Source organism: Paenibacillus silviterrae (assembly GCF_030167925.1).
Lineage (GTDB): Bacteria > Bacillota > Bacilli > Paenibacillales > NBRC-103111 > Paenibacillus_G > Paenibacillus_G silviterrae.
The window spans coordinates 3,150,715-3,176,147 of sequence record NZ_JASKUT010000001.1 but is presented as its reverse complement, the minus strand read 5'-3'; the positions used below and the strand labels follow the sequence as shown (position 1 = coordinate 3,176,147).

15 protein-coding genes are annotated in these 25,433 nt (G+C 54.5%); 12 read left to right on the top strand and 3 right to left on the bottom strand.

The window, feature by feature from the left end; all coding sequences use genetic code 11:
• Nucleotides 1–49: 49 nt before the first annotated feature.
• From QMO62_RS14500 to QMO62_RS14485, 4 genes are all read left to right on the top strand, one after another.
• Complete coding sequence (locus tag QMO62_RS14500; protein ID WP_284641960.1) at nucleotides 50–1,915, top strand: glycoside hydrolase family 97 protein; 1,866 nt, start codon at nucleotides 50–52, stop codon at nucleotides 1,913–1,915.
• On the top strand, nucleotides 1,912–4,269 hold the full coding sequence (locus tag QMO62_RS14495; protein ID WP_284641958.1) for a glycoside hydrolase family 31 family protein: 2,358 nt from the start codon (nucleotides 1,912–1,914) through the stop codon (nucleotides 4,267–4,269). The genes QMO62_RS14500 and QMO62_RS14495 overlap by 4 nt, the downstream gene beginning before the upstream one ends.
• A 326-nt stretch (nucleotides 4,270–4,595) precedes the next feature.
• On the top strand, nucleotides 4,596–4,871 hold the full coding sequence (locus tag QMO62_RS14490; protein ID WP_284641956.1) for a transposase: 276 nt from the start codon (nucleotides 4,596–4,598) through the stop codon (nucleotides 4,869–4,871).
• Nucleotides 4,834–5,775, top strand: coding sequence for an IS3 family transposase (locus QMO62_RS14485; RefSeq protein WP_348651719.1), 942 nt, complete (start codon nucleotides 4,834–4,836; stop codon nucleotides 5,773–5,775). The genes QMO62_RS14490 and QMO62_RS14485 overlap by 38 nt, the downstream gene beginning before the upstream one ends.
• A 646-nt stretch (nucleotides 5,776–6,421) precedes the next feature.
• Here the strand turns inward: QMO62_RS14485 and QMO62_RS14480 are convergent.
• Nucleotides 6,422–8,005, bottom strand: coding sequence for a response regulator (locus tag QMO62_RS14480; protein ID WP_284641954.1), 1,584 nt, complete (start codon nucleotides 8,003–8,005; stop codon nucleotides 6,422–6,424).
• 16 nt (nucleotides 8,006–8,021) lie between these two features.
• Nucleotides 8,022–9,779 carry a sensor histidine kinase gene (locus tag QMO62_RS14475; protein WP_284641953.1) on the bottom strand — a complete coding sequence of 586 codons (1,758 nt, stop codon included), beginning with the start codon at nucleotides 9,777–9,779 and terminating at the stop codon, nucleotides 8,022–8,024.
• A 180-nt stretch (nucleotides 9,780–9,959) separates the two neighbouring features.
• Between QMO62_RS14475 and QMO62_RS14470 the strand changes: the two genes are divergently transcribed.
• The 8 genes from QMO62_RS14470 (at nucleotide 9,960) to QMO62_RS14435 (ending at nucleotide 24,433) form a co-directional block, all read left to right on the top strand.
• Complete coding sequence (locus tag QMO62_RS14470; RefSeq protein WP_284641951.1) at nucleotides 9,960–11,447, top strand: extracellular solute-binding protein; 1,488 nt, start codon at nucleotides 9,960–9,962, stop codon at nucleotides 11,445–11,447.
• On the top strand, nucleotides 11,380–12,126 hold the full coding sequence (locus tag QMO62_RS14465; RefSeq protein WP_284641949.1) for a hypothetical protein: 747 nt from the start codon (nucleotides 11,380–11,382) through the stop codon (nucleotides 12,124–12,126). Before QMO62_RS14470 ends, QMO62_RS14465 begins: the two co-directional genes overlap by 68 nt.
• A 442-nt stretch (nucleotides 12,127–12,568) precedes the next feature.
• On the top strand, nucleotides 12,569–13,954 hold the full coding sequence (locus QMO62_RS14460; protein ID WP_284641947.1) for a sensor domain-containing diguanylate cyclase: 1,386 nt from the start codon (nucleotides 12,569–12,571) through the stop codon (nucleotides 13,952–13,954).
• Between the two features lie 298 nt (nucleotides 13,955–14,252).
• Nucleotides 14,253–15,593: a histidinol dehydrogenase gene (gene hisD, locus QMO62_RS14455; RefSeq protein WP_284641946.1), complete on the top strand. Its 1,341-nt coding sequence runs from the start codon at nucleotides 14,253–14,255 to the stop codon at nucleotides 15,591–15,593.
• A gap of 111 nt (nucleotides 15,594–15,704) precedes the next feature.
• A complete protein-coding gene (locus QMO62_RS14450; RefSeq protein ID WP_284641944.1) occupies nucleotides 15,705–17,228 on the top strand; it encodes an ATP-binding protein in 1,524 nt (507 codons plus the stop codon).
• Between the two features lie 280 nt (nucleotides 17,229–17,508).
• The gene (locus tag QMO62_RS14445) at nucleotides 17,509–20,373 is read left to right on the top strand and encodes a SpoIID/LytB domain-containing protein (RefSeq protein ID WP_284641943.1); all 2,865 of its coding nucleotides are present in this window, start codon (nucleotides 17,509–17,511) and stop codon (nucleotides 20,371–20,373) included.
• A gap of 142 nt (nucleotides 20,374–20,515) precedes the next feature.
• Nucleotides 20,516–21,325: a hypothetical protein gene (locus tag QMO62_RS14440; protein ID WP_284641942.1), complete on the top strand. Its 810-nt coding sequence runs from the start codon at nucleotides 20,516–20,518 to the stop codon at nucleotides 21,323–21,325.
• 171 nt (nucleotides 21,326–21,496) lie between these two features.
• Entirely contained in the window at nucleotides 21,497–24,433 is a 2,937-nt protein-coding gene (locus tag QMO62_RS14435; protein ID WP_284641940.1) for a cadherin-like beta sandwich domain-containing protein, read from the top strand.
• A gap of 48 nt (nucleotides 24,434–24,481) precedes the next feature.
• Here the strand turns inward: QMO62_RS14435 and QMO62_RS14430 are convergent, their stop codons facing one another.
• Complete coding sequence (locus QMO62_RS14430) at nucleotides 24,482–25,414, bottom strand: methyl-accepting chemotaxis protein (RefSeq protein ID WP_284641938.1); 933 nt, start codon at nucleotides 25,412–25,414, stop codon at nucleotides 24,482–24,484.
• Between the last annotated feature and the right edge of the window lie 19 nt (nucleotides 25,415–25,433).

Genomic DNA, 25,433 nt, shown 5'->3' with positions numbered 1-25,433 from the left:
GTGAAGAGCTGACCTTCTTCACCCACTTTTCATAGGAGATGAATGTCAAATGATCAATCCATCGATTCCATTATCTCGTTATCAGCTGCAAAGCCCGGAGGGAGCCGTAAGCGGAGACCTTCTCATCAACGCACAGGGGCAGCTTCAATATGAGGTGAAGTTCAGGGGAACCTCCGTCGTGGGCTTATCAGACCTCGGGGTCCTCGTCGACGGACACCACCTCGGCGACGGAGTAGAGGCGGAAGCACCTGTTTATTTGGAGGTAGACGAGACGTATCCGGCCCGGGGAGTGCACACGGTGGCCGTTAATCGCTGCCGCGAGATGCGGATAGCCGTTACCCATAAAGGCTCGGGCATCAAGTATATGGTCGAAGCGCGCGCGTACGAGGACGGCTTTGCGATCCGTTACGTCCTCCCGGACCGGGGTACGGTTACGATTCAGGGGGAAGCCTCCTCTTGGAAGCTTCCTGCTCAGGCAGGCGTGTGGTTCTTCGAACGAAATAACGGCTGGAAGCTCAAAAGCTATGCCGGAGAATGGATTCGTACCGGGGCGGAGGTGCTGCATACGGTATCCTCCCAAGGACCCGTTCAGGGGACCCCGTTGGTGGTCGAGCTTCCGGAGGGGCGGGGCTACGCTGTTGTCTGCGAAGCGGCGCTGTACAATTACAGCGGCATGCGTCTTGAGGCAGTAGGCGACGGCATCGTGAAGGCCCATTTCACCGAGGGGGCGGACGGCTTTCAGCTAACAGGGGAGGTGGTGACGCCCTGGAGAGTCACCATGCTGAGCCCCGACCTGAACGGGCTGGTGAACAGTGACCTGCTCACGAACCTCAATCCGCAGCCGGACCCTGCGCTGTTCCCGGATCAGGACTACATTCGTCCCGGACGCTCCGTCTGGCGCTGGTGGAGCCGGGGGACGGGCAGCTTCGAGGAAGAGAAGGCGATGATCGATCATGCCGAAGCGTTAGGCTATGAATTTACTACGGTGGATGAAGGCTGGGAGCTGTGGGAGGACAAGTGGGCCGCACTGAAGGCGTTGACCGATTACGCGTCCGCGAAGGGGGTCGGCGTGTTCGTCTGGAAGCGGTCGAAGGAGATGAACGATCCCGCGGATCAGTACCGGGCTATGCGCGAATTCATGGATCATGTGAAGGCAGCCGGCGCGGTAGGGCTCAAGATTGATTTTATTGACTGCGAGGATCTGGTCTCCATTGCCTTCGAAACGGCGGCCCTCCGGATTGCCGCGGAGCGCAGGCTGATGGTCAACTTTCACGGCATTTCGAAGCCGACGGGAGAATCCCGCACGTATCCAAACGAGATCAGCCGGGAAGGCATCCGTGGGCTGGAGCTGAACAAGATGAAGGAAGGCCCGATCCCTGCCTGGCACAATGCCGCGCTGCCGTTCACCCGGTTCCTGACGGGGCATGGGGATTATACGCCGATCGGTTTCTCCAATCCGGGGGATACGACCTTCGCTCATCAGCTGGCGACGGGGATTCTATTCACTTCTCCGCTGCAGGTCATCGCCGAGCATCCCGAGTATTTGCTCCAGGAGCCGTCTTGCCGTCCGGCGCTGGATATGATTAAGGAGCTGCCTTCGGTTTGGGAGGAGACGGTCGTGCTGAAAGAGAGCCGGATCGGCGAGCTGGCCGCCATGGCAAGAAGAAAAGGCGACGTCTGGTATGTGGCGGTGCTGAACGGTATCGCTGAAGCGGTCACGCTTGAAGTGGAGGAGTTCTCGTTCCTGCCGGCGGATAAGAACTACCGGGCTGTCATGTTATCGGATGCAGGCCCTGCCGCCTTTGCGCGTGAGGAATCGGCTCTGGAGAATGGGGCGCGCCGCCTCAAAATCCAAATGCCGCCTAACGGGGGCTATGTCGCGGTGCTGCGGCCTGCGGATGAGGTCAGCCCATGAATGTGAAGGCCAAAGGAATCGTTTCCGTCGATGTCGTGGAATCCCCGGAAGAGATCGTACTCACCGCGCCTGACTATGCGGTCCGGATTCGCCGGAAGGGTTTTGGGTTTTCGTTCCGCCACAAGGACGGTCGGCTGGCGGCGGGAGCACATCCCGTGTCCGGCATTCGGCTGTCGGAAGCGGGAGGAGGCGACACGGCGGATGCGGAGGAAACCCGGTATGTGGGGCTCACCGGCCCGAACACCGCCGAATTTCGCATTACGACGAGCCGGGGGACGAGCGCTGCAGTTGCGCTTCGACTGGACCCCCACGCGGTGTGCATGAATGTAATTCCTGAAGCGGCAGGCAGCTACACGGTGGAGGTGCGAACGGCGTCGCAGAGGCCGGTGTTCGGCATGGGGGATTTCGGCTCCCATGTCGATCGGGTGCCGACCGAGGATGCCCCGGAGCGCGGGAAGCTGGATGTGCCGGCAAGGGATACGGCGGATGTGTTCGGGCTCGTTCGTAACGATGTGGTGAACCAGGGCACGAACATGCGCTTTATCAGCACCTTCTGCGTCTTCCCTGCGCACGGCTTCGCCCAGGTGCTGTTCGAGGAGGGCTCGAAGCGGGTCGCCTTAACGGAAGAGCACAATTTGCTCGGTACCGCGGGGGTTCGTTCCGTGACGGGGCTGTATTATTTTATCGGGGATATGAAGACCATCTATTCCGATTACCGTGATGCCCGGGAGGCGGAAGGATATCCCGACCGGAAGCCCAAGTACGAGATGTTCCGCGTAGGCTGGGAGGCTTACGGCTCGTTGGGCTGGAACTCGTACCAGAGTGCAGTGGAGCAAGCGTTGAGCGAATATGCGGAGCGCGGCTACGAGCTGGCGTGGGGCGTCATCGGCTCGGGCTTTTGGAAGGGGGACCGAAAGCTGCCGGAGCAAGGTTCGACGGTCAGCTTCGGCATCTGGGACGACGAGCGGGAGGAGCATCGCACGGACGAGCTGCCGAACCCGCGTTATCCGGACCCGGAGGGGATCAAGCGTTTTTTTGCCGAGCGGGGGATGAAGCTGCTGATCGGCATTCGCAACCATTTCAAGGCTCCGGCAGAGGACGGCGGCTATCATCATGAGATTAACAACGGCCCTTATGTTCATGAAGCGATGGAAAAAGGATATTTGCTGAAGGATGCCGAAGGCCGGCTGGTCCGTATTACCAATGCGGAATTTCCAAGGGGCACGCTGTACATGCTGGATGCTCGGAATCCCGAGGCGCTGTCGTGGTTTCTGGAGGGCTGCGAGAAGTGGGAAGCGGACGGCTATAAGGAAGACGCGATGGTGTACACGAAGCATTATCGCGACGGGAATTGGAATCCGCTGAACGAGGCCTTCATGGACCGGGGCTGTCCGACGATTGTGCGGAGCACTGCGTATTCGGCCCCCGGAGATGTGCTGCGGATCAATGACACATACTACGGCAAAGGAGAAGGCTTCCACTTCGATCAGGACCGGGTGCCGATCAATCTGCTGAACTATGCGGCCAGCGGGGTGTCGAACTTGTATCCCGACATTACCGGGGGGACGCCAAAGACGGATCCGACGCTTCCCTCGTATCAGGATTACTTTGTGCGCAATGCGACGTTCAACGCGTTATGCCCGGCGATGTCGATGGGGAGGAAGCCTTGGGAGATGCAGCGTCCGGAGTACGAGGCCCATGTCAAAAAGGCGGCGGACTGGCACAACCGCTATGCGCCTTATATTTATAGCGCCGTGATTACGGCCTATGAGACGGGCTTCCCGGCGGCCATGACGCCGCTGCCGCTTGCCTACCCGGACGATCCGGCCACTTACGGGCTGGCCAACCGAACGACGCGGCAGTATGAGTGGCTGCTGGGTCCTTCGCTGCTGGCGGCGCCGCTGTTCGGCAACGATTTCGATACCGCCGAATCGAGGGATGTGTACCTTCCGGAAGGCAGCTGGATCGAATACGAAACCGGCAAGCGGTACGAGGGACCGACCTTCCTGCGGAATCACCCGATTCCGAAGGGAGCGATCCCTGTGTTTGTCGGAGGCGCAGGAGTAACCGTATGCCTGGAGGACGGTGCTGCGGTGATGGAGGTGTATCCGGTAGCTCCCGCGGGGACGGAATACCGGCATGTGTGGAACGACGGGGTACAGGTGTCCGTGCTGCAGCTGCGGCATAAGGAGTGGGAACCCGCTCGATTTGTAGTGGAATGCGCAGCGGACTTGGCCGCCGACGGAGAGAAGGAATGGCTTCCGCTGGCGAGGGCTCCCCGCGTATCGGACATAACCGGCGCTCTTCGGTTTGCCATCGAACCGGGGCGAAGCTACAGGCTGAGGAATGAATAACAAGGAGCAGCCTGAGCGCTGCTCCTTGTTATTCATTTTGTGTCGGTCAAGGGATGGCAAAGCTGCTATAGAAGTCAATTTCATAATGACTTGAATTCAATCGCACAAAATGAGCTTTGGCAGCGCAAATCTACTTGCGAATTCTGGAGCATTACCGGCACCGATATAAGCTCCTGATGCCCTGTAACGTGATTTTTTCATCTTACGGTGGCAGATGAACACATATTTGCTACAGTAAGGTGATTTCTGCAGCTAGAATAAAAAGTGGACACATCGTTAAGTGAAGTTAGATAATTAACTTAGCAAAGAACAATGAGGTGTCCACCATGGGAGATCAACGGCAGCGTTACAATGAAGAATTTAAAAAGCAGACAGTCAAATACGTACAAGAACAGACCAAGACGGTGCCGGAAATCGCGGCGGAGCTGAACATTCCGGCAGGAACAATCCACAACTGGATGTCTCAGTACCGTTCATTTGAAAATGAGCCGCTAGCCAACCCGGAAAAGCTTCGTCAAATGAAAGAAGAATTGGCAGCAAAAGAACGCGAAGCCAAGAAAAAAGATCAGGAGACCGATCTCCAGGAGAGCTGGCCATTTTAAAAAAGGCTCTGCACATCTTCAGCAAAGAAAAGAACTAAGGTTCCAGTTCATTGAAGATCACCGCTCCGAATTTCGAATGGAGAAGATGTGCAAAGTGCTGCAGGTATCCAGGAGCGGGTTTTACAAGTGGCAAACGGCTACAGCAAGTGAGCGAGAGAAACGGAAGACGAAGGTGATGGAGCGGATTTCCTACCATTTTCACGACTCTCATGGAAGATATGGCAGCCCCAAGATCACCCGTTTACTATGGGCTGAACAGTTTAAGATTTCAGAGCGCACAGTCAGTCTCTACATGAAGGAGCTAGGGCTGCGTTCGTGCGTTTCTCGAAAATTTAAGGTACAGACAACCGACTCTAACCATGATCTGCCTATCGCTCCAAACATCCTGAATCAGGAATTTGATGTGAAGAAGCCAGAGAAGGTCTGGGTAGCAGACATTACCTACATCCCTTGCCGAGAGGGCCGATTGTACCTTGCCAGCATCTTAGACTTATGCACGCGTGAGATCGTCGGCTGGCGCCTTTACGATCGAATGACCACAGACTTAGTTGTAGACACGTTACAAGCCGCCTATGAGGCCAAGAAACCTCGGAAAGGGCTCATCCATCATTCAGACCGCGGTTCACAGTATGCCTCAGATGAATACCGTAAGAAGTTGAAGGCTTACTCAATGAAAGCCAGCATGAGCCGAAAAGGGAACTGCTATGACAACGCTTGTATCGAGTCATTTCACAGCATATTAAAGAAGGAGCTTATTTACCGCACCAAGTTTAAAACGAAGCAGCAGGCTTATGAAGCCATTTTTCAATATATTGAGTTCTTCTACAACCGTAAGCGAATCCACAGTGCAATCGGTTATGTATCGCCGGTTAAATTTGCTGCGCGTTTTAAGAAGGCTGCTTAAGGGTTCACTTAACGGAGTGTCTACTTTCTTGACAGAGGTCCATTCATAACGTTACAAGGAGCGTTACCGGGCCGTGTTAAGTACCAGACGCATTGTAACGCGATTTTTTCATCTTACAGTGGCAGATGAACACATATTGGGTACAGTAAGGTGATTTCATAACGTTACAGGGAGCATTACCGGGCCGTGTTAAGCGCCAGACGCCCTGGTAACGCCATCTATCTGCCACAGGTTACCAATTTCGCGTTGTACATTTAGTTCAAGATCGACAAAAGCCCGTTTTTTGCCCATGCCAAAGTATAATTTCAGATAGAAAAGACACGTCAATGGCCGTACGTAGCTTAAACAATTCGGCAAACTTCTTGTTGAATACCATACATGGGAGTACTCCTTTCTCGTGTAATGGTTTGGTAACCTTAACTTTGAGAATGTGGGGAGGTACTCCTGCTTTTGTATGCCGAATAACCTTATTCCACAAGGGCTTTCTAGTTATGAAATTGACTTATAGAGCAGAGATTCATAACCCCAAGCGGGGTTCGGAAAGCGATTTGTGAGAAAAGGCACCTTTGGGAGGACACAATGCCCGAAAACGAGGCAAATAGTCCGGGAAAGTTGTATATACGCAGCAAGGCGTTTTATTTATGATCTACTTCCCGCCCCTGGCCGCATTCTTGAATTCGTTGGGCGTCATGCCGGTATGCTTTTTGAACATCGTACAGAAGTAGGAGTAACTGTTGAAGCCGATGCGGTCCACCAGCTCGTAGTTCCGGTACTGTCCGTCCAAGAGATACTTCTTGGCCATCTCGATTCGCCGGGACAGGATGTAGTCGAATACCGTCATGCCGACCTCCTTCTTGAACATATGTCCGAGATGGGAGGGGCTGAACTGGATTTCCCTTGCAATGTCCTCCAAGGAAAGGTCGTCCCCCAGATGCTGGTCGATGTACTGCTTCGCAAGCGCTACCTCGGGACGCAGCCGCTTCTGCTGATGCTTCCGGTGCTGCTCCTCGCAAATCCGGCTTAGGCTTGCTGCGGTGAGCGGGAAGGAGGGCTCCTCCAGAGCGGCCTCGTACGGCTGAGCCATCCGGTCGGGAAGCTGCTGAAGCATTTCCTTCAGGAAGCTCTGCGCCGCCGCCGGCTCCGGCCGGTATTCGCCGAATACCTGCTCCAGCTGCTGCAGCCAGGTCTTGAAGGCTTGCGGGTCGTCCCCTTCCGACAATGCCTCCTTCGGAAAAGCTGCCGACAGCTGCTCTAGATAGCCCGGTGGCACCGGCTGAAACGGGATCTCCTTCTCCGCGAAGATCGGATACGGATTCCCCTGATAATACCGGTAGAGCAGGTGGTGCTCCGCACGGGAATACATCCTCCTAAGCAAATGCAGGTGCTCGAAGGGAGCGCTGACCGACATGCAGAGGCGCACCGACATATACTGCAGCAAGGGCTTCTCCAGCTGAATCAGCCGCTCCCGGAGGAGCTCCTCGCTTAGGGCGGGCTCCGAGGCGTGAATCAGCAGGGTGAACTGCCCGAACCGGTTCGGAAAGAGCTCAAAGCCGGCCGGCAGCTTCTCCGCCAGCGTCTCCCTGACGATCTCCAGCATGGAGAATTCAAGCAGCGGCTTATCCTTCTCCGAGTAACGGGCCGCATACCGCGCCAAATCGTCCACACGGCATACGATGAGCCGATAGGGCGGCATTTCGAGATCGATATCGAGCTCGGCTCCGATTCGGATCATTTCCTGCCGCTCGGCCAGCACGCCGGAGATGATTTTGTCAAAGTAATCCTTGCGGAGCGAATACTGATAGTTCTGCACAATCTTGCGGCGGGCGCGCTTGTTGTTCTCCAGGTCGAGCTCCTTGTCGAGATCGGCCGAAGCCCGGTCCAGCGCGGAGCGGGTGGCCTCCATGTCGATCGGCGATTTGAGGATGTACCCCATCGCCCCGCTTTGGATGGCCTGCTGGGCAAAGTCGAAATCCCGATGCGCCGTAAGCATAATGCACCTGACTGCCGGGTAACGGACTCTCATTTCCTTAAGCATGCGCAGCCCGTCCATGACCGGCATGGTTATGTCCACCAGGGCGATGTGAGGCTGCAGCTCGGCGATCATGCCGAGCGCCTCCTCCCCGTTCCCGGCTTCTCCGACGATCTCATACCCCCATTCCTTCCAAGGGTAGGTATGGCGGATGTGCTTCAGCGCCAGCGGTTCGTCATCGACCAGCAGTATTTTTTTCATGATGCGGTGCCTCCTCTTAGGGTTGGATAACTACGGGCATTCGAATCAGGATCCGCGTGCCGAAGTCCGCGGAGGAATCGAGACTCATCGAATAGGCGGGACCATAGAGCGTCCGCAGGCGGTAATGCACGTTCGCGAAGCCGATCCCTTCCTCTTCGTCCGCTTCTTCGACGGAATCGCGCTGCAGAACTTCTCGCAGCTTTCCGAGCACGTCCTCCGGGATGCCGATGCCGTTGTCCTCGATGAGCAGCTCCCAGTCGCCGCCGTCGCGAGTGGAGCCGATAAACAGCGTCCCGGAGCCCTGCATCGGCGATAAGCCGTGGAAGATGCAATTTTCCACAATCGGCTGCAGCGTGAACTTCGGGAGCTTGTAGCTGAGCGTGGCCGGATCGATATCGGTTTCATAGGCGAAGCGGCCTTCGTAGCGGACCTGCATCAGCTGGATGTAGTGCTCCACCGCGTTCAATTCATCCTTCAGGCTGACATCCTCCATCGTCTGTGACAGGCTGTAGTCGAGCTGCCGGGTGAGGGAGGAAATAAGCAGGTCCACCTTCGACAAATCCCCCTCGCGGGATTTCATACTGATTGCATTGAGCGTGTTAAAAAGAAAATGCGGCTTGATCTGGGCCTGCAGCATCCGGATTTCGAAGGCCTTCTTCTTCGCTTCCGTGGTCTTCAGGTCCTCGATCAGCAGACCGATCTGCTTCGTCATCCGGTTGAAATGGCGGGCCAAATTGCCGATCTCATCCCGGCGGTTGACGGGGATCTTGGCATTCAGGTTGCCGGAGCTGATCTCGTCGAGCGACAGGGCGAACTGCCGGATCGGCTGACCGATCATTTTGGACATAATCCAGGCTATGACCAGAGCCAAAATCAGAGACGCGACGGCAAGCGCCACAGTGAACCGAACCGTAGCCTCCAGCGGCCTCAGCAGCTCCGTCTTGTCCATCATCCACATGACCTGCCAATTCATGACGTTATTGCTGCTGCGGGTTAGAAAATAATCGGTTCGGGCCTCCGCCTCTGGCAACGACAAGGAATACTCTTTCCAAGGGGTCTCCAGGATCGCTTCCGGGAAGTCGGTCCACTCCACCTGGTTGGAGTACACGTTATAGCGGGTATGCGAGCCCTTGCCGTAGATCGGGCGGTTCGCCGCGTCCAGCAGAATCAGCTCCCCGTGCAGGAGGTCGGGCGCATCCGGCAGCAGGGCTTCATACAGCTTCTCGAAGCCGATGTCGAACGCCAGCATCATGCGTGAATTTTCCTTGCCCGGTACGAGCATAAAAAAGGTAACCGTATATTGGGACGCCTCGGACCAATACGGCTCGGTCCAGTACAGCTTATTCGCCTCCAGCACGCGGACGCGGTTCCATTTGAAGGTTTCGTTATTCATCAGCATCCAGCCGATGCTGGAGGTGCTGGCCGTCACGCTGCCGTCCTGAATGTAATGAATATTATTGACCGTCGGGAGCAAATACAGCAAATTATCGTGAAACCAGCGGTTGATTTCGGTGGGACTGTCCTCAAGCAGCCGGCTGTCCCCGACAATCGATGCGGCGAAATTACGGATCGACCTGAGCTGGGTTTCCAAGTAGTTATTGGTCTTGGCGTTCATATCAATCGCATACTTGGTTTGCGCGGAGACGAGGATATTGGAAGAATAGTTGTAGTACGAATAGCCGAGCAGCAGAATGATGACTTCCGTCAGCAGGAAGGTGAGCAGGAAGGTTTTGGTCGAGAGCTTCCAATTCATGTAATATCGCAGCCGATGCATGCTTCATCCTCCTTACAAGCGGCTCAGGTACTCTCATTGTACCAAAGTTGGACGCAGTCCTGATTAAAAGTACGGGGAATTTTTACGAAAAAAATCGTGATATTGTTAAACTTCCCATCCATTCGTTGTACACTAATAGTATACCGAACGATATAACGACAGCAGAAGGGGACGAGCCTATTGGAGCGAGCATTGACCCGCAGAGTGTATAGCCCGATCGCATTGCTTTTGGCCGCTGCCTGTTTGACCGCATCCTGCAGCAAGGAATCCGAACCGAAGCCGGTGCAGGAACGGGTGAAGATTACGGTCCATATGATCGGCACCAGACCCCTTCCCGACCCGAAGGAGGATCCCATCAAGCAGGAGCTCGACAAGAAGCTGGGCATCGATTTGACGATCCGCACGTTTCTTCCCGAGGATTATGCGAACCAGCTGAAGATGGGGATGGCGACAGGCTCCAATGCGGATTTGTTCAGCATCGGAAACCGTCAGGAATTCGTTCAGTATAGCAAACAACAGTTACTGCTCGACCTGTCGCCGTATTTGGATTTGCTTGAGCCGGCCCTGCAGATGGTCGGCAAGGAGAGGCTGCAGCTGGCGGAGGCCGGAGGCGGTGTCTACGGCTTGCCCAGAACGGAAACCGCTTATCAATACAGCTTTTGGATCCGGCAGGATTGGCTGGAGAAGCTGAAGCTGAACGTTCCCCGGACGACAGAAGAGTTCCTCGCGGTAGTTAAGGCGATGGCCGAGAGGGATCCCGACGGCAACGGCCGGAAGGACACGTACGGGTTCAGCGGAAGGCCGAATCAGGCGCTGGGGCCGCTCTTCGGCGCCTTTGGCACGACGTATCCTGGCTCTTTCTATATTAAAGGCAACAAGCTCATCAATTCGCTGTACGATCCGGCGACGCCCCAAGCACTTTCTTACATCCGCTCGATCTTCGAGACGAAGGGAGTGGATCCCGGCATTGTCTCCAATACGAGCCTGCAGCACAAGGAGAAGGCGCTGCAGGGGCAGCTCGGCCTGTTTTATTTCAATTGGCCGAATTGGTACCAGGAAGAGTATCTTAAGGTGAACGCGAACGCGCATTGGATTCCGATCGATCCACCGCAGGGGCCAAGCGGCGACAGGTATGCGTATGCGAAGGACGTCTCCGATAGTATTCTTGTCATTCCCAAGTCCGTCGGCAACGACAAGGTGAAGCTGAACAAGATCATTCAGCTCCTGAATTACGTCTCCACCCCGGAGGGGAACAAGCTCGTGATGTACGGTCTGCCGGGCAAGCACTATACCGAGACGAACGGGAAGATTGTCGTGAACGAAATTTTGAAGGAAACGCTGGGATACGCCTATCAGTTGACGGGACGGGACGAGATGGGCTACCTTAGAACGAAATTTCCGGAGCGTGAAGCGGATTTCACGATGGCGGCAAGGCAGCCGTTCATTTCCATCTATGACGGCTTGATCCAGCCCCCGGAGGGGTTTCGCTTGGACGACGCCAAGCGGTATATCGAGCAGGAGCTGTGGAGATTCATCTATGGTCAGCGGCCGCTGGAAAGCTATGGCGGGTTCTTGAAGGAGCTGGAGGAGCAGTTCCAGTATGAAAGCAGATATGTCGCTTCGGCCCGGCAGCAGATTAGCGAGCTGGGAGCGGCCGGCGGGCCTTAACGAGCGGTGTGCGGGTATCTGGAAAGGAGTGGGTGAAATGTGGGTGAAGGTGTGCCTGCCGATTGTACTCTCCACGCTGGAGATCCTAAGTATGTTCGCGCTTATGCTGGCTGTGTTTCGCTTTAAGTTTTTAAGATACGGACGTCCGCTTTTGCTGTTATCGATTCCGATGAGCGTCGCTTCTTTCTTTATCCGCAGCGCGCCTGTGCTGGAGCCCTTTAAGCCGCTGCTGATGTACGTTTTATTTTTTCTCGCAATCAAAATGCTGTTCGGTCTTCGCTACACACAAGTGTTGATGGTCACGCTGATCGGCTACATCGGGTACGGCCTGCTGCAAACGTTGATGGCATGGGGGGGCGTCGCCTCCGGGCTGACGACGATGGCGGACATCATGGCAATGGGTCCGGTCAACTATGTCCTTCAGGCCGTCTCCATTGTCATTACTTCAGGGATCGTAGCGTTGATCGTACGGTTCCGCTGGGGGTTCTCCTTCATCTCGCAGCATGTGCGTTTTACCATGAGCTCATCGCATATCTGGATCACGCTCATCGTCATGGGCTCCGGTGTGATAACGTTCTTCTCCCTGCGGACGGTGAACCTGATCATGGTTGTGGCGCTGGCGGCGGATTTTTATTTGCTGATGCAGCTTGCGAGGACTAAGGAGCTGCAGGAGGCGTAGGAAAGTGAGCGGATGGCTGCGGCTGTCTGCTTTTTTTCTATTTCTAGTGGAACAGGATGAAATGCCATAGATAGACAATTGAAAAAAAACAAAAGGAATTGATATAATTGTTTTAGATTTTGACGAATTTCGACTTTTTTTGCATGCTCTTTGGCCCGGTTAAAAGAATGAATAGAGCAACATCGATTCCATTTCCAGAAAAGGGTGGTCGGAAATTTTGCCGGGTAACCAGGTCCTTATTGCTTTTTTCCTTTATATCGCCCCGACGTTTTTCCTATTTTATCTTATAGCCGATATTCTCATGCGTAATAAGGACAGCACTACGAACCGGATTTTTTGTACGCTGCTCTTATGTTTTGCCCTACAGCATGTCTTTCAGTACCTTGCCTACATACTTCCTGCCGAGCAGGGGGTTCTCATCTATCGATGGGGCACGTTTCCCATGTCTGTCGTTACCCTTTATTTCTCCATACGATTCTATCTTAAAGTGACCAAGACCGAGAACAAGGTTCCTCGATGGCTCTTACAGGCAATGGGCTACCTCCCTTTTTCCGTTGTTTTCGTATTGTCCGTTTTCACGGACTCGCTAATTAGCGGCGGATATGTTGAGGGTGCCTGGCTTAGACCCATCAAGGGCTACGGATACTATTACTATAACGTTTACATGCTGCTCATGACGCTGGCCGGCATCCTGCTCCTCTACTTGGGTAAGAAGAGAGCCAAGACCGCCGAAGAAATCGAGAAATTTAGAAACATGCTTTATCTTGCGGCAGCCAGTATGCTCGCCGGCTTCCTAACCGCTGCCGAGGCCGGACTTATCTCACATCTCAAACACGGCGAAATTCCGGAGCTGGGTCTCATTGCTTCTCTCTTCTGGAGCTGGTCGTTTCGGATCGTTATGGTGAAACACAATTTTTTCCCCTATCAGCTTCAAATCTACGAAATGCTGCACATGCATTCTACCTTCGGAATTGTGATTACGGATGCGAGCGGCATGATTGTGGAAGCGAATCCGGCTGCCCGGCACATGTTGAATGATGTGAATATAAAGCCCAAAGAAAACCGGATAACCGACCTGTTTCCCGATTCGATACGGGAGCAGCGGCTGCAGGAATACCAGCTTCGCTTTGAGCGTCGAGAGCTTGTCAAGCAACAGGAAATCGAGCTGCAGACCAAGAACGGGGACATCCGTATCGTTACATGGGACAATGGCTTCCTTGATTTTGACGATCAACAGCTTCAGGTCTATATCGCGCGAGATATTACGGAGCAAAGGGCCAATGAGAAGAAGGTTGCTTTCCTGGCTTATCACGACCCGCTAACCGGATTGGCCAATCGTATACTGATCTATGACCGAATGGCGCAAGCCGTTCGGCTTCTAAGAGAAGGCAAGCTGTCTATGTTCGCGGTGCTGCTCATTGATCTGGACGACTTCAAAAGGATCAACGATCATCTTGGGCATCAAGCCGGGGATGAACTGCTGAAGCAGGTTGCGGAAAGACTGCAGGATGCTGTAACCGATCAGGATACCGTTGCCCGCCTGGGAGGGGATGAGTTTATTGTACTATTGACAAGTGCCGATTCGGAGGAAGCTATACGGGGTGTAGCCGACCGCATCATCCACTCGTTCCGAACAGTTCCTGTGAAGTTTCCGGCGGAGGAAGTATATATTTCCTCAAGCATTGGAATCAGCTGCTGTCCGCGCGACGGACAAGAGATCGATACCCTGCTCAGAGCGGCGGACATAGCGATGTATCAATCCAAGGGCAGCGGTAAACAACGTTACGAGCTGTTTGCCGAAGGCATGAGACTGAGGCAAGACAGTTAAACAACTAGTTTGCATGGAAGCTATTTACAATCCTCCTTCGGATGCTATATAATAGCCTACAACTTACACAAAGGAGGCTGACACGAATGGTCGCCGTTACCTCACGCAAGTGGATCGACATGTTGTTCAGCTCCTGCAGGCATCATCATACGTAAGCGTTCGTACCGCGGATATTCCGCAGGGATGAACGCTTCTTGGCGTTGTACCTGCGGACTTGAAGGAAGAGTCATGTGGGTATTTTTTCTACCTGCATGGCTCTTTTTGTTTTTCAATCCTACCGAATGGAGGCAAGAGATCAATGAATCAACTAAGTTATGTTTGGCCGTCGGAGCAGGAGGCGCTGGAGCAGCGGCTGCAGGATCATAAGGTACTGTTCGGCAGAGAAATGCTGGCGGGGGTGCTGGACATCTTCGACGAGGTAACCCGGGACGGGGATGCAGCCGTTCGCAGCCGAACGCTTCGGCATGATCAGGTCGGACTTACGGACCTGCGGGTTTCGGAAGCCTATGTGGAGGAGTGCCTTGCTTCACTCTCGCCGGCTATGCGGTCGGCGGTCGAGCGCGCGATCCTGCATATTCGGCAGGTGAATCAGGAGCTGCTTCCGGTATCTTGGGAAAAGGAGCTCCGCCCCGGCACCATCGTCGGGGAAAAGGTTACGCCGCTTAGCCGTGTGGGCATTTGGATCCCTGCGAGGAAGGGACCGCTCGTCTCTACGGCGCTCATGCTGGTCGCTGCAGCCAAGGTCGCCGGGGTCGGCAGCATTGTCGTCGGCATGCCGCCGTTGGCGAACGGCCTGCCGGATCCGGGAACGGTCGCCGGGGCCAAGCTGGCGGGGGCAGACACGTTTGTGGTCGGCAATGGCGTCGCGGTCATAGCCGGCTTCGCCGTAGGCACCGAGACGGTTCCCGAGGCGGACGGCATCTTCGGTCCGGGGCCGGGCGGCATTGCGGCGGCGATGAGCGTAGCGATGACCTATGGGAAGAAGAGTGCCCTCGGCCTCGGACCGACGGAATGTGCGATCATCGCCGATGAAACGGCGGATCCGGTGAAGCTCGCCTGCGACCTGATCAGTGAAGCGGAGCATGGAGCGGATTCGGCAGCCCTGCTGGTTACGACATCGATGGAGCTGGCGAAATGGGTCGAGGAGGCGCTGCGGCTTCGGATAGCTGAGACCGAGGAACCCAGGCGCAGCTACCTGCAGCAGGTGTTCGGCCCGGAGGGCAAGGGAGCAATCGTCGTTGCACCGGATGTGAGCAGCGGCTGCAGCATCGTGGATACGTTCGCGCCGGAGCATCTGATGATAACCGGTCAGGATTCGTTTCAGCGGCAGGTGCTCGGGCTCGTTCAGCATGCCGGTGAGATTCTGCTCGGCGGGGACACGCCGTTCTCCGCAGCCAATTACGCCATCGGCATTACGGCGGTGCTGCCAACGAACCGGTATGCCAAAGCATTCTCCGGCGTCACGGCAAGAGACATGGTGAAAACCTCCATGCTCGGCAAGCTGTCGGAGGGGGCTCTGCAGGAGCTGTATCCGATCATCGAGACGCTGGGGGCTTATGAGCAGCTCCCCTGTCACATCGCCGCGGCCGGTATTCGAGTGAAAGGCCCCCGGGAATCCGGGCCGGATCTCGGCGCATAGCCTCGGAAAAGCCAAATCTGTGATCCCTGTTTCAGAGGAGCGACATTCGGTTAATAACATAAGTTAGATAGGTAGAAGCTTACTAGATCCAGCTAAGCGGGTGAACGAAACGTGAAGACGGACAACAACCGGGAGGAAACAAATCACAGATTGGCTACGATAGGCCAAATATCTGCTGGGATCGCACATGAAATTAGGAATCCGCTGACGGCAGTCAAAGGATTTATGCAGCTGCTTCAAAAGGAGCATGACAGCCGTTATTGGGACATCATCAACACGGAATTGGATCAAGCCATCAATACGGTACAAAATCTGCTTACGGTTGCCAAGCCCAACTTAGTGGAAGAAAGAGAAAGTTATATATCCGTATGCGTATTAGTAGAAAATACGCTTTCTCTCTTCCAAAATGAAATGTATCGTGTACAAGTTGAAAAAAAATTTCACAATACGAGTGCCAAAATTCGCGGCAAAAGCAACCAGCTGAAGAGGGCTTTTTTTAATTTGATTAAGAATGCCTTTGAGGCCATTGACGGGGATGGACGCATTTGTCTTGAACATTATGAAAAAGAAGGGTTTGTCCATTTCATTATTAGAGATACAGGGAAAGGAATTCCCAAAGAGAAGCTGGGGTTGTTAGGGACCCCCTTCTTTACGACAAAAGGCGATGTCGGTAATGGTCTTGGCTTAGCCCAAGTGTATGCAACCTTTCACGAGCATGGCGGACAAGTTCTAGTGGATAGTACGGAAGGCATAGGAACGGAATTTACTTTAAGACTACCTGTCTCTACACCGGATTTGGGGGAACAATTCACGATGACCGAATTGAAATTAGCGGATGATGTGCAACAATTTTTTGAGCTGAATCGGGAAGCGTTCAATAGGCAATTGGAGCTTGCAGCGAGCAATACCTTTCAAGTAGTGTCTCAATCGAAGCTGGTTTCGGCAAAGGATTTGCTGGACCACGCTAATCAAATACTGAATTTAATCCACAAAGGCTTGACGCAGGAAATTATTCAGCTTGCACAAGAACGAGGGATTGCGTGGGCCAAATCGGACATTCCCATCATTTCAAAAATGGAGTGGTTCTACTCGCTTCGAAAAGTCATGTGGTCGTTTCTCCGGTACTATCATGTAAATAAAAATATTTCCGCGATAGAGGTTTTCGAATTATCGGATCGGATCAGCGAAGCGCTGGATAATTTCATCATTCATTTTAACGTGAGCTTTACGAAATATAGAGATGAAACCTTACGAACGCAGCGGCAAATTATTGATGAGTTAACGGTACCCTTAATTCCCATTCTCAGCCAAGTAGCCGTTCTTCCGCTCATAGGCACGCTTGACGAAGAAAGGCTAACCAAAATTGAAGACCGGGTCTTTGCAGAGGTCGAGTACAAATCCATACAAAAAATTGTTATCGATTTGTCGGGAGCTTTGATCTTTGAGCCTGAAGCCATCGGCCATTTGGTTCGGATTCATGATGGTCTTACTCTGCTTGGATGCACGGTCATTCTTACCGGGATCAAAGCTTCTTTGACGAAGCTGATGCTGAATTGCAAAGTAGAGATCGGCAATAAATTCAAAATCGAAAGCACGCTGCAGCAGGCAATCTATAAAGAATTACATCCTCTTTGACGAGATTTGAATGGTAACGAACCGATTCCTTACTACCCCCGTCTGTTTTCAGGCCGGGGGTATTTGCATGGGGGTGAAATTGTATGTGAAATAAAATTTCATATATTACATATTTACTAAAATAATATTTTAAAGTATGATTAGCCTTAATGAGGGGAGGGAAATGTTGGATGAGGTTCCGGTTCCTCGGAAAGGGGACCAAACAATTCCGGTACATAACGAACTTTCATTGCGGGAGAGTGACAGGAGATCGATGATAAGAGCTAATGGAATGCATCCGTTGTTACGTAAGTGGTTGTCTATGGTCCTTGTGGCGGTTCTTTGTACATTGCCGATTGAAGGCGTTTTCAAACTGGCGGCGGCCGAATCAACGAGCGGGTATGCGGCGACGGCCCCCGGCGCGGAAGGGACCGCGGTCACAGCTTCCGTATACGACGTACAGCTTAGCGGCCCCGCCTCGCTTCCGGCCGGTGAAGCTGCGCAGACTGCGCTTAAGGTCAACGGCCAGCCGGTGCCGGGCATAACAGCCGGCATCGCCTACGCCAGCTCGAACGAGCAGGTGGCGAAGGTAACGGCTGACGGCCTGGTGGAGGGACGAAGCGCCGGTGAAACGGTGATCAGCGCTACGTATGGCGGCGCTAGGGGGCAATTCGTCCTGACGGTAACCCCGTCCCAGGCTGTACCGGTACAGGACCGCCTGCTGGCGAAGTCGGCGTCCAGCCGGACGCTGGAGCTGGAGGAGCGGGGCGTCGTCCAGCTGACGGATTTTTATACCGTAGAGCAGCAGCTTGGCGACCGGACGGTTCTGAAGTCGCTCAGCGACGTCATGGTGGGCGCGCGGAATGTGAAGCTTGCTTTTAACAGTGCGGGCAAGGTGTTCCGGATTGTCATCGAGGGAGAGACTCCGGTTGATGTCATGCGGGTAGGGATTCGCAGAAGCATTGCCGATATTTCGGACCTGAAGCAGCTGGATCATCCTCAGATCGATCTGAAGTCGGTCGGCGGCCTGCGAGTCACCGATAAGAAAGCCGGCACCGCGCTTGCCGTTCCTGCCGGGACGACGGCGACCTTCAAGACCGCGAACGGGCAAATCATACTTACGCAGGGAGGCTCGGAGGTATATCGAACGGTGAATCGGCTTTATGTTGAATCGGCCCAGCCGGGAGAGCTGATGCAGGCGATGAGCTTCACGCGCGCTTACGGCAACCCGAAGTACCGCGGGATGTTCGAGATTTCGCTAGCCTCGTCGCAGACGGCGCTGAAGCTGATCAATGAAGTGAACATGGAACAGTACCTGTATCAGGTCGTTCCGAGCGAAATGCCGGCTTCCTTCGGACTGGAGGCGTTACGGGCACAGGCGATTGCAGCGAGAACGTACGCGCTGACGGATTACGTGAGCAACCGCTTCGCCGATCGAGGCTTTCATATTGATGACAGCACCTTGAGCCAGGTATACAACAACAGCGCGGAGCATGTGCTGACTACGCAAGCGGTCAACGATACGTCCGGCATGATCATGCTGAGCAATGGCGAGCTTGTGGATGCAAGGTTCTACTCGACTTCGGGCGGCTACGGGGCATCGAAGCATGAGGTATGGTCGGACACGGGCACGAATCAGTTCCCGGGCACCCCGATCCCGTATCTTGTAGCGCAAAGCTACACCTATGATCCGGCTGACCCGGCGCGGATGCTGCAGATCAACACGCAGGATGAACAGCAGGTGAACGCTTTTTACAAAAATTTGAGCCTGACCGGCTATGACTCCGAATCGTATTATTTCCGCTGGAAGGTAGCCCTAAGCAGGATGGAGCTGGAGAACACGGTCAATGCCAACCTGGCCGGACGCCAGGCGGCGGATCCGCTCTTCATCCTGACGAAGCAGCCGGACGGCAGCTATGCCAGCAAACCGATTCCCGCCGGGGGCATCGGTACGCTCAAGAATATGTACGTAGCGAAGCGCGGAGCCGGCGGCAACATGACGGAGCTGGTCATCGAAGGCACGACAGGCACTTATAAAATTATTAAAGAGTACAACATCCGCTTCACCATCCGTCCTTCAAAAACGTACACATTGGGAGCAGACGTTATTCTGCACCGCGCCAAGGGCGGCTCGACCGGCTATGACGCCTCGATGCAGGTGAAGAATCCGACGATTTTGACCTCCGCCTTCGCTGCTTTCGATCTGGAGAAGGATGCGAACGGCCAGATGGTCGGCGTCACCTTCTACGGCGGAGGGAACGGGCACGGCGTCGGAATGAGCCAATACGGCGCTTCGATGCTGGGCAGCAAGGGCTGGAGCTACGACCGCATTCTGAACAGCTATTACGCCAACATGAATATCGTGAAGCTGAACGGCACGGTACTGACGCTGACCGGTCTTCGCCTCGAAGGACTGCCGGGGGTGCTGAACGCAGGCGAGACGCGGAAGCTGACCGTCGTCGGCACGTATTCCGACGGCTCGGAGGCTCAGCTGACGGCAGGGGTTGCCTTCAGCAGCTCGCGGGAGAGCGTAGCTGCTGTGGCAGCGGACGGGACGGTGAAAGCACTTGCCGGAGGCAGTGCGAAGCTGACAGCCAAGTACGGCGGGCAGCAGGCGGAGGCGACGTTGAACGTCGCGGGACCGGCGGCGCTTGAACGGCTGGAGCTAGGGGCTCCGGTGGAGCTGTGGGCCGGCGATACGGCGCAGCTGAGTGTGACGGCGGTCTACTCCGACGACAGCACGACGACTCTACGGGAGGGCGTAAGCTTCGCCAGCTCCGATCCGGGGGTAGCGGCGGTAACCGCTGAAGGGGTTCTTACAGCGGCTGCGCCCGGCGAAGCCACGGTAACGGCGAGCTACGGCGGCAAGCAGGCGGCTGCAGCCGTTAAGGTCGTACCGGTACCGGCATTAGAGCGGATTGCGATTACCGGCAAGCAGTACATGGCCGAAGGGGAGACCGACCAGCTCGTGGTGACGGGCTACTATGCGGGCGGAGCGGAGCGTGTACTGACGAAAGGCGTAACGTTCGAGAGTAAGCATGAGAAGATGGCCGTGGTAACGGATACCGGCACGGTGAAGGCCTTAAAGAATGGCTCGACCTTCATCTCGGTAACCGCAGAAGGTTTGACGGAGACGTATCATTTGGTCATCAGCAATCGGAAGTAAGGCAGGAAGCACCGGGGCTCACGTTAGTTACGTGGGCAGCGGTGCTTTTTTACCATGTCTGCAGAACAACGATTCTTCTAGACCCGTTCTTCTTTTATAAGGTAAACTAGAGTTATTAACGAATCGGAGGGCATTCATTGTTATGACTACGAAGAAGAACGGCGGAAAGACGCCTATTTTGACAACGGCTGAGGTGAAAAGAAAGCTGCAGAAGCTCTCGAAGGAGGAAATTATCGACCTGTTCACCGATACGATCAAAAGCAGTAAGGACATCCGGGCGATCGTCACGGTGAAGCTTGAGGGCGAGCGGGCTGTAGCGGGAATGCTGCAGGCGTTCATCGATCAGATCGAGAAGGAGTTCTTCCCTGCCAAAGGAAGAGCGCGGCAGCGAGTATCTGTAGTGGAGCAGCTGTTATCCAGTATGAAATCGCTTGGCGGCGGGACGCCTTACCCGTTTCAACTGCAGCTGTATATTATCGAGACGGCGTTCCGATTTTTGGAGGAAAACGGCGATCTCGACGAGGATATGTGTCTGTTCATCGGCGAGCTGTTCGAGGAGCTGATGCAGGAGCTTAGCGGGGATGATTCCGATGAGAGGTATCGTCTGTATCAGGCACGGTTAGAGGCAATCGTTCGCAAGTCCGAGGGGGAGCTACCGGATCTCCATTATATCCTTCAGCAGTCGTATTCCCGCCTGAAGTGGGCCGAGCAGAGCTCGCGGAATGAGGCTGCGGGCAGCGGCGAGAAACCGGCGATTTCCTTTGCGGCAATGAAGCAGTGGCTGGAGCTTCCCGAGCTGCTTCGCAAACGGCTGCTGAGCAATGTTTTTTGCGGCAAATGCCTCGGGGAAGTAACAATGAAGGATTACACGGTGGAGGTAGACCGGTTCGGGCTGCTGCTGCAGGGCACCTGCGCGACCTGCGGACATGCAGTAGCGAGAGTGGTGGATTAACTTAAGAGCTTACAAGTACCAGGCGGCACCGCACCATCCCGTCCGCAAGCTTTTTACATTCCTATGATGTTGGGAAAACGAGTACATGGTATAATCGTACTATATGTCGACGGCAATTGACAAATTACCGTGTTATACCAATCGCGCTTAGGAATGGAGTGAATTAATGAGATGAAACGAATAGGATGGCTGCTGCTGCTGCTTTTGCCGGTATTTGCATTACTGGGGAAGCCCGCAGAGGCGGTGAGCTCGAATGCCGATTTGGCGGGATTTTCAACTCCTTATCCGTTTACAACAGAGTTCTCCCCGAATGTTACCGAGTATCATGCTTATGCACCAAGCGGTACGACAACCTATTACTTTGCTGCAAGATTTAGTGACGCGACGGCTACGATGCAATATCGGGTAAATGGGCTCCTATCCTGGCTTGGATTGCCGGATTGGACCTCGTCGGGGGAATTCGGCATTTCAACCGGTACCAATACGATTGAAGTCAAGGTGATCGCCCAAGATGGGACGACCAAAACCTATACCGTCTACATACACGTCCCCCAGTCGAACGATGCGTCCTTGAGAGGGCTAACCCTTTCCACAGGTGCGCTAAGTCCGGCATTTACTCCCGGGGTGTATTACTACACCCAGAACGTACCAAACGAAGTAACCTCTGTGAACGTTACACCGGTGCTAACCGATAGTAAGGCAACATTGACGTTGAACGGGGTTGCACTTACCAACGGAACGGCCTCAACGGTCAATCTGCCTGTCGGTCCGACAACAACTACCATTGTGGCGACATCGGCGAATGCTGCGGTTACCCATACGTATCAAATCATTATCAATCGGGCGGGGAGCTCCAATAATGACTTGAGCAGTCTGACGCTATCTAGCGGAACGCTGTCTCCGGCCTTCACCTCAACAACGACCTCTTATACGGCTTCCGTACCTTTCTCTACAGGCAGCCTGCAGGTAACGCCGGTGAAAACGCACCCTGACGCATCCGTAGCCGTGGCTGTGAACGGAAGTCCCTATACCTCACCGATGAGCTACTTTACGTTGAATCTAGGGATGAACACAGTGAATGTGAAGGTAACCGCCCAGGACGGTACCCCTAAGATTTACACGATCATGGTCCTTAGAAAAAGCAACAATGCGAATCTAAGCTCGCTAAGTCTCTCATCAGGGGAGCTGTCACCCGGCTTTTCTTCGGGCATTTCTTCCTATACCGCGACCGTTGCCAACGAGAGCATCACAGTAACACCAGCGAAGGCGGATTCGAATGCTAACGTTCTTGTGCGAGTGAACGGAGGGACATATCAGGCGGTATCATCCTCGCTTCCGCTTGAGGTCGGCGCCAATACAGTGGAAATTCAAGTGACGGCGGAGGACGGCACCATTAAGATCTACAGCATTGAAGTGGAACGCCTAAGCGGCATTGCCGACCTGAGTACACTCAGCTTGTCAACTGGGGAGCTGAACCCGTTATTCGACCGGGATACGATCGCCTATTCCGCTATTGTGCCGAATGAGACGGACACGCTGACCGTGTATGCACCGGCTTATGATGAAATGGCTGTGACTGAAATCCGGATGAACGGCGGAGTGTATGGTCCCGTCGATACACCGCTCTTGCTGCAAGCGGGCGCCAATACCCTGGAGGTGAAGGTCACCGCCCCGAACGGGAATACCAAGGTATACACTGTCGTGGTGACTCGCACCAGCAATGACGCAAGCCTTAGCGGCCTGTCGATCCCAGGTGTTGAGCTTAGTCCGGGATTCAACAGCTCCACTATCTCTTATGTAGGAACAGTAGGGAGTGACATGGACCAGATTAGCCTGGAACTATCGGCAGCACATCCCCAAGCAACCTTTGAAGTTCAGATTAACGGCGGAGGCTACACCGGCGGGCTAAGCCCGATACCGCTGCAGGTCGGCAGTAACACCGTACATATTAAGGTCAAGGCTCAAGATGGGACGGAACGCATTTATACGATTCATATTCTTCGTCAGAGCAGTAACGCGGCCTTAAGCACACTTGGTCTTTCGGTTCCGACAGTAAGCCCAAGCTTTCAGCGGGATATTTATAGCTATCAGGCAACCGTCAGCAGTGTAGTGTACAGCGTATATGCATGGCCTCAGCCGGAGGATCCGCATGCGTATGCGATGGTTCGTGTGAATCAAGGTACGTACTTGCCGCCGGGGACCGAGCTGCCTCTACAGAACGGCAATAATTTGGTAGAAATCAAGGTACAAGCACAGGACGGTACGGAACGCCTGTATACCGTGCAGCTGACCAAACTCGGAGGAGAAGGTTACCTTTCCGGATTGTCCTTGTCGACGGGCACCCTCAGTCCAGCGTTTCATCCTGAGATTTATCAGTACAGCTCTGCTGTGAATAGCTCGGTGGAACAGCTGCGTGTGCATGCCTACGGGACGGCCCCAGGCTCTATGGTCACGGTAAGGGTCGGCCACGGGGAGTGGATGCCTCTGGAGTCGGAGCTTCCGCTCGCGGACGGCAGCAATCTCGTAGAGGTTCGGCTGCAGCCGGAGGACCCAGCCGTTCCTGCACGGATCTACTCCATCCTTGTAACCAGGCAGCAGCTCTCCGGCGTTGCGCTATCGTCCGCTCATACGGATGCGTCCGGGTATTACACTTACTTAACGTTTGACCAGCCCATTGCCCATCAGGCTGCTTACGGCGGAGGGATCACACTAGCTGTGAACGGTCGCCAAGTGACTGTAAGCGGGGCAGCGTATACGGACCCTGCTACCATTAAGCTTTGGACGAATGGGCTCATCTACAAATGGGATAAGGTCACGATCAGTCTGGAGCAAGGGGCATTCCGTGGAACTAACGGAGCGGGGAGCTATGCGGTAACGGCTTATCCTGTTATGAATGAATCCGGTGTCGTTCGCCCGGTCTCCGAAGTGAAAAATTCGCTGGAGGAGCTCAGAAACGCGAGCGGGAGTGCTGTCATCAGCATGAAGGAGATTATGCAGTGGATGGGGCAGGGAAAGACAGCCAACATTGATGTCGACGGCGACGGAGTGTTTACCAAGTCCGATGCCACCCTTCTGCTGGAGTTCGTGGAGCCTGTCTATGTGAAGTAAACAAAAGAAGTCCGCTGCCAGAAACAGGCAGCGGACTTTATCTTTTTCCTAAAGCAACAATAATTCGCTAAGCGCCTTAGCCTGCCCCTCCAGCTTACCGGCCGCCTCACTGATGCCTGTGAACTCGGCGACGGCCTGCTGAATCTGCCGCTCGCTGCTAATGATAGTCTGCTGGGAACTCTTCGTGCCCTTGTCCACCTGGCTGACCTGCATGGCAATCCCCTCCACGGTGGCTTGAATCTCATCCACCGCCAGCTGCACCTGATTAGCCAGCTTGCGAACCTCCGTAGCTACCACGTTGAAGCCGCGCCCGTGCTCGCCGGCGTGGGCTGCTTCGATCGCCGCATTCAATGCCAGCAGATTCGTCTGCGATGCAAAATCGCGAATGGTCTGCACGATGCCGCCAATCTCCTTTGTCCGCTTCTCCAGCTCCTGCAAAGCCTGCAGATTCGCTTCATTCTCTCCCAGCACGCGTTCAATCGCCGAGACTACCTGCCGGCTGCGTTCAATGCCTTCCTCCGTACGCTGCAGTAAATCCTCAGCCATCTGCTGCAATGCCGTCGTTACTTCAGATGCTGCGGCTTCTCTTGCTGTGATGTCTGTCGCGACCTTCAGAACGGCTGTAACCTCCCCGCGCTCATCCCGAATGGGCATATAGGTTGCCTCGAGGGAGAGGAGGGCTCCGCTCTTCGCGACACGTACGATTTTTTCCTGAAACAAATTGCCGCTCTGCAAATTCCGCCAAAGTGTACCATATTCCGCACTCGTCGCATATTCCGGGGTACAGAACTGCCGATGGTGAATACCGCGAAGCTCGGCTGCGGAATACCCCATTGCTCGGGCAAAAAGATCATTAGCCCACAGGACCGTTCCATCCGGATGAAACTGTATCATGGCAAGCGATTGCTCTAGTGCGGCGAGAACGGCTTTTTCCCCTAATACCTGTGTGCTTTCGTAGATCGGCGGTGTCTCTTGGATCATGTGGCACTCCCTTTATTGA

Excerpts from the sequence above, each read along its gene's own strand:
- hisD (WP_284641946.1), top strand. The coding sequence starts at position 14,253 with ATGAATCAACTAAGTTATGTTTGGCCGTCGGAGCAGGAGGCGCTGGAG.
- QMO62_RS14460 (WP_284641947.1), top strand. The coding sequence starts at position 12,569 with ATGTCTGTCGTTACCCTTTATTTCTCCATACGATTCTATCTTAAAGTG.
- QMO62_RS14475 (WP_284641953.1), bottom strand. The coding sequence starts at position 9,779 with ATGCATCGGCTGCGATATTACATGAATTGGAAGCTCTCGACCAAAACC.
- QMO62_RS14440 (WP_284641942.1), top strand. The coding sequence starts at position 20,516 with ATGACTACGAAGAAGAACGGCGGAAAGACGCCTATTTTGACAACGGCT.
- QMO62_RS14465 (WP_284641949.1), top strand. The coding sequence starts at position 11,380 with ATGAAAGCAGATATGTCGCTTCGGCCCGGCAGCAGATTAGCGAGCTGG.
- QMO62_RS14430 (WP_284641938.1), bottom strand. The coding sequence starts at position 25,414 with ATGATCCAAGAGACACCGCCGATCTACGAAAGCACACAGGTATTAGGG.
- QMO62_RS14480 (WP_284641954.1), bottom strand. The coding sequence starts at position 8,005 with ATGAAAAAAATACTGCTGGTCGATGACGAACCGCTGGCGCTGAAGCAC.
- QMO62_RS14500 (WP_284641960.1), top strand. The coding sequence starts at position 50 with ATGATCAATCCATCGATTCCATTATCTCGTTATCAGCTGCAAAGCCCG.
- QMO62_RS14435 (WP_284641940.1), top strand. The coding sequence starts at position 21,497 with ATGAAACGAATAGGATGGCTGCTGCTGCTGCTTTTGCCGGTATTTGCA.
- QMO62_RS14490 (WP_284641956.1), top strand. The coding sequence starts at position 4,596 with ATGGGAGATCAACGGCAGCGTTACAATGAAGAATTTAAAAAGCAGACA.
- QMO62_RS14495 (WP_284641958.1), top strand. The coding sequence starts at position 1,912 with ATGAATGTGAAGGCCAAAGGAATCGTTTCCGTCGATGTCGTGGAATCC.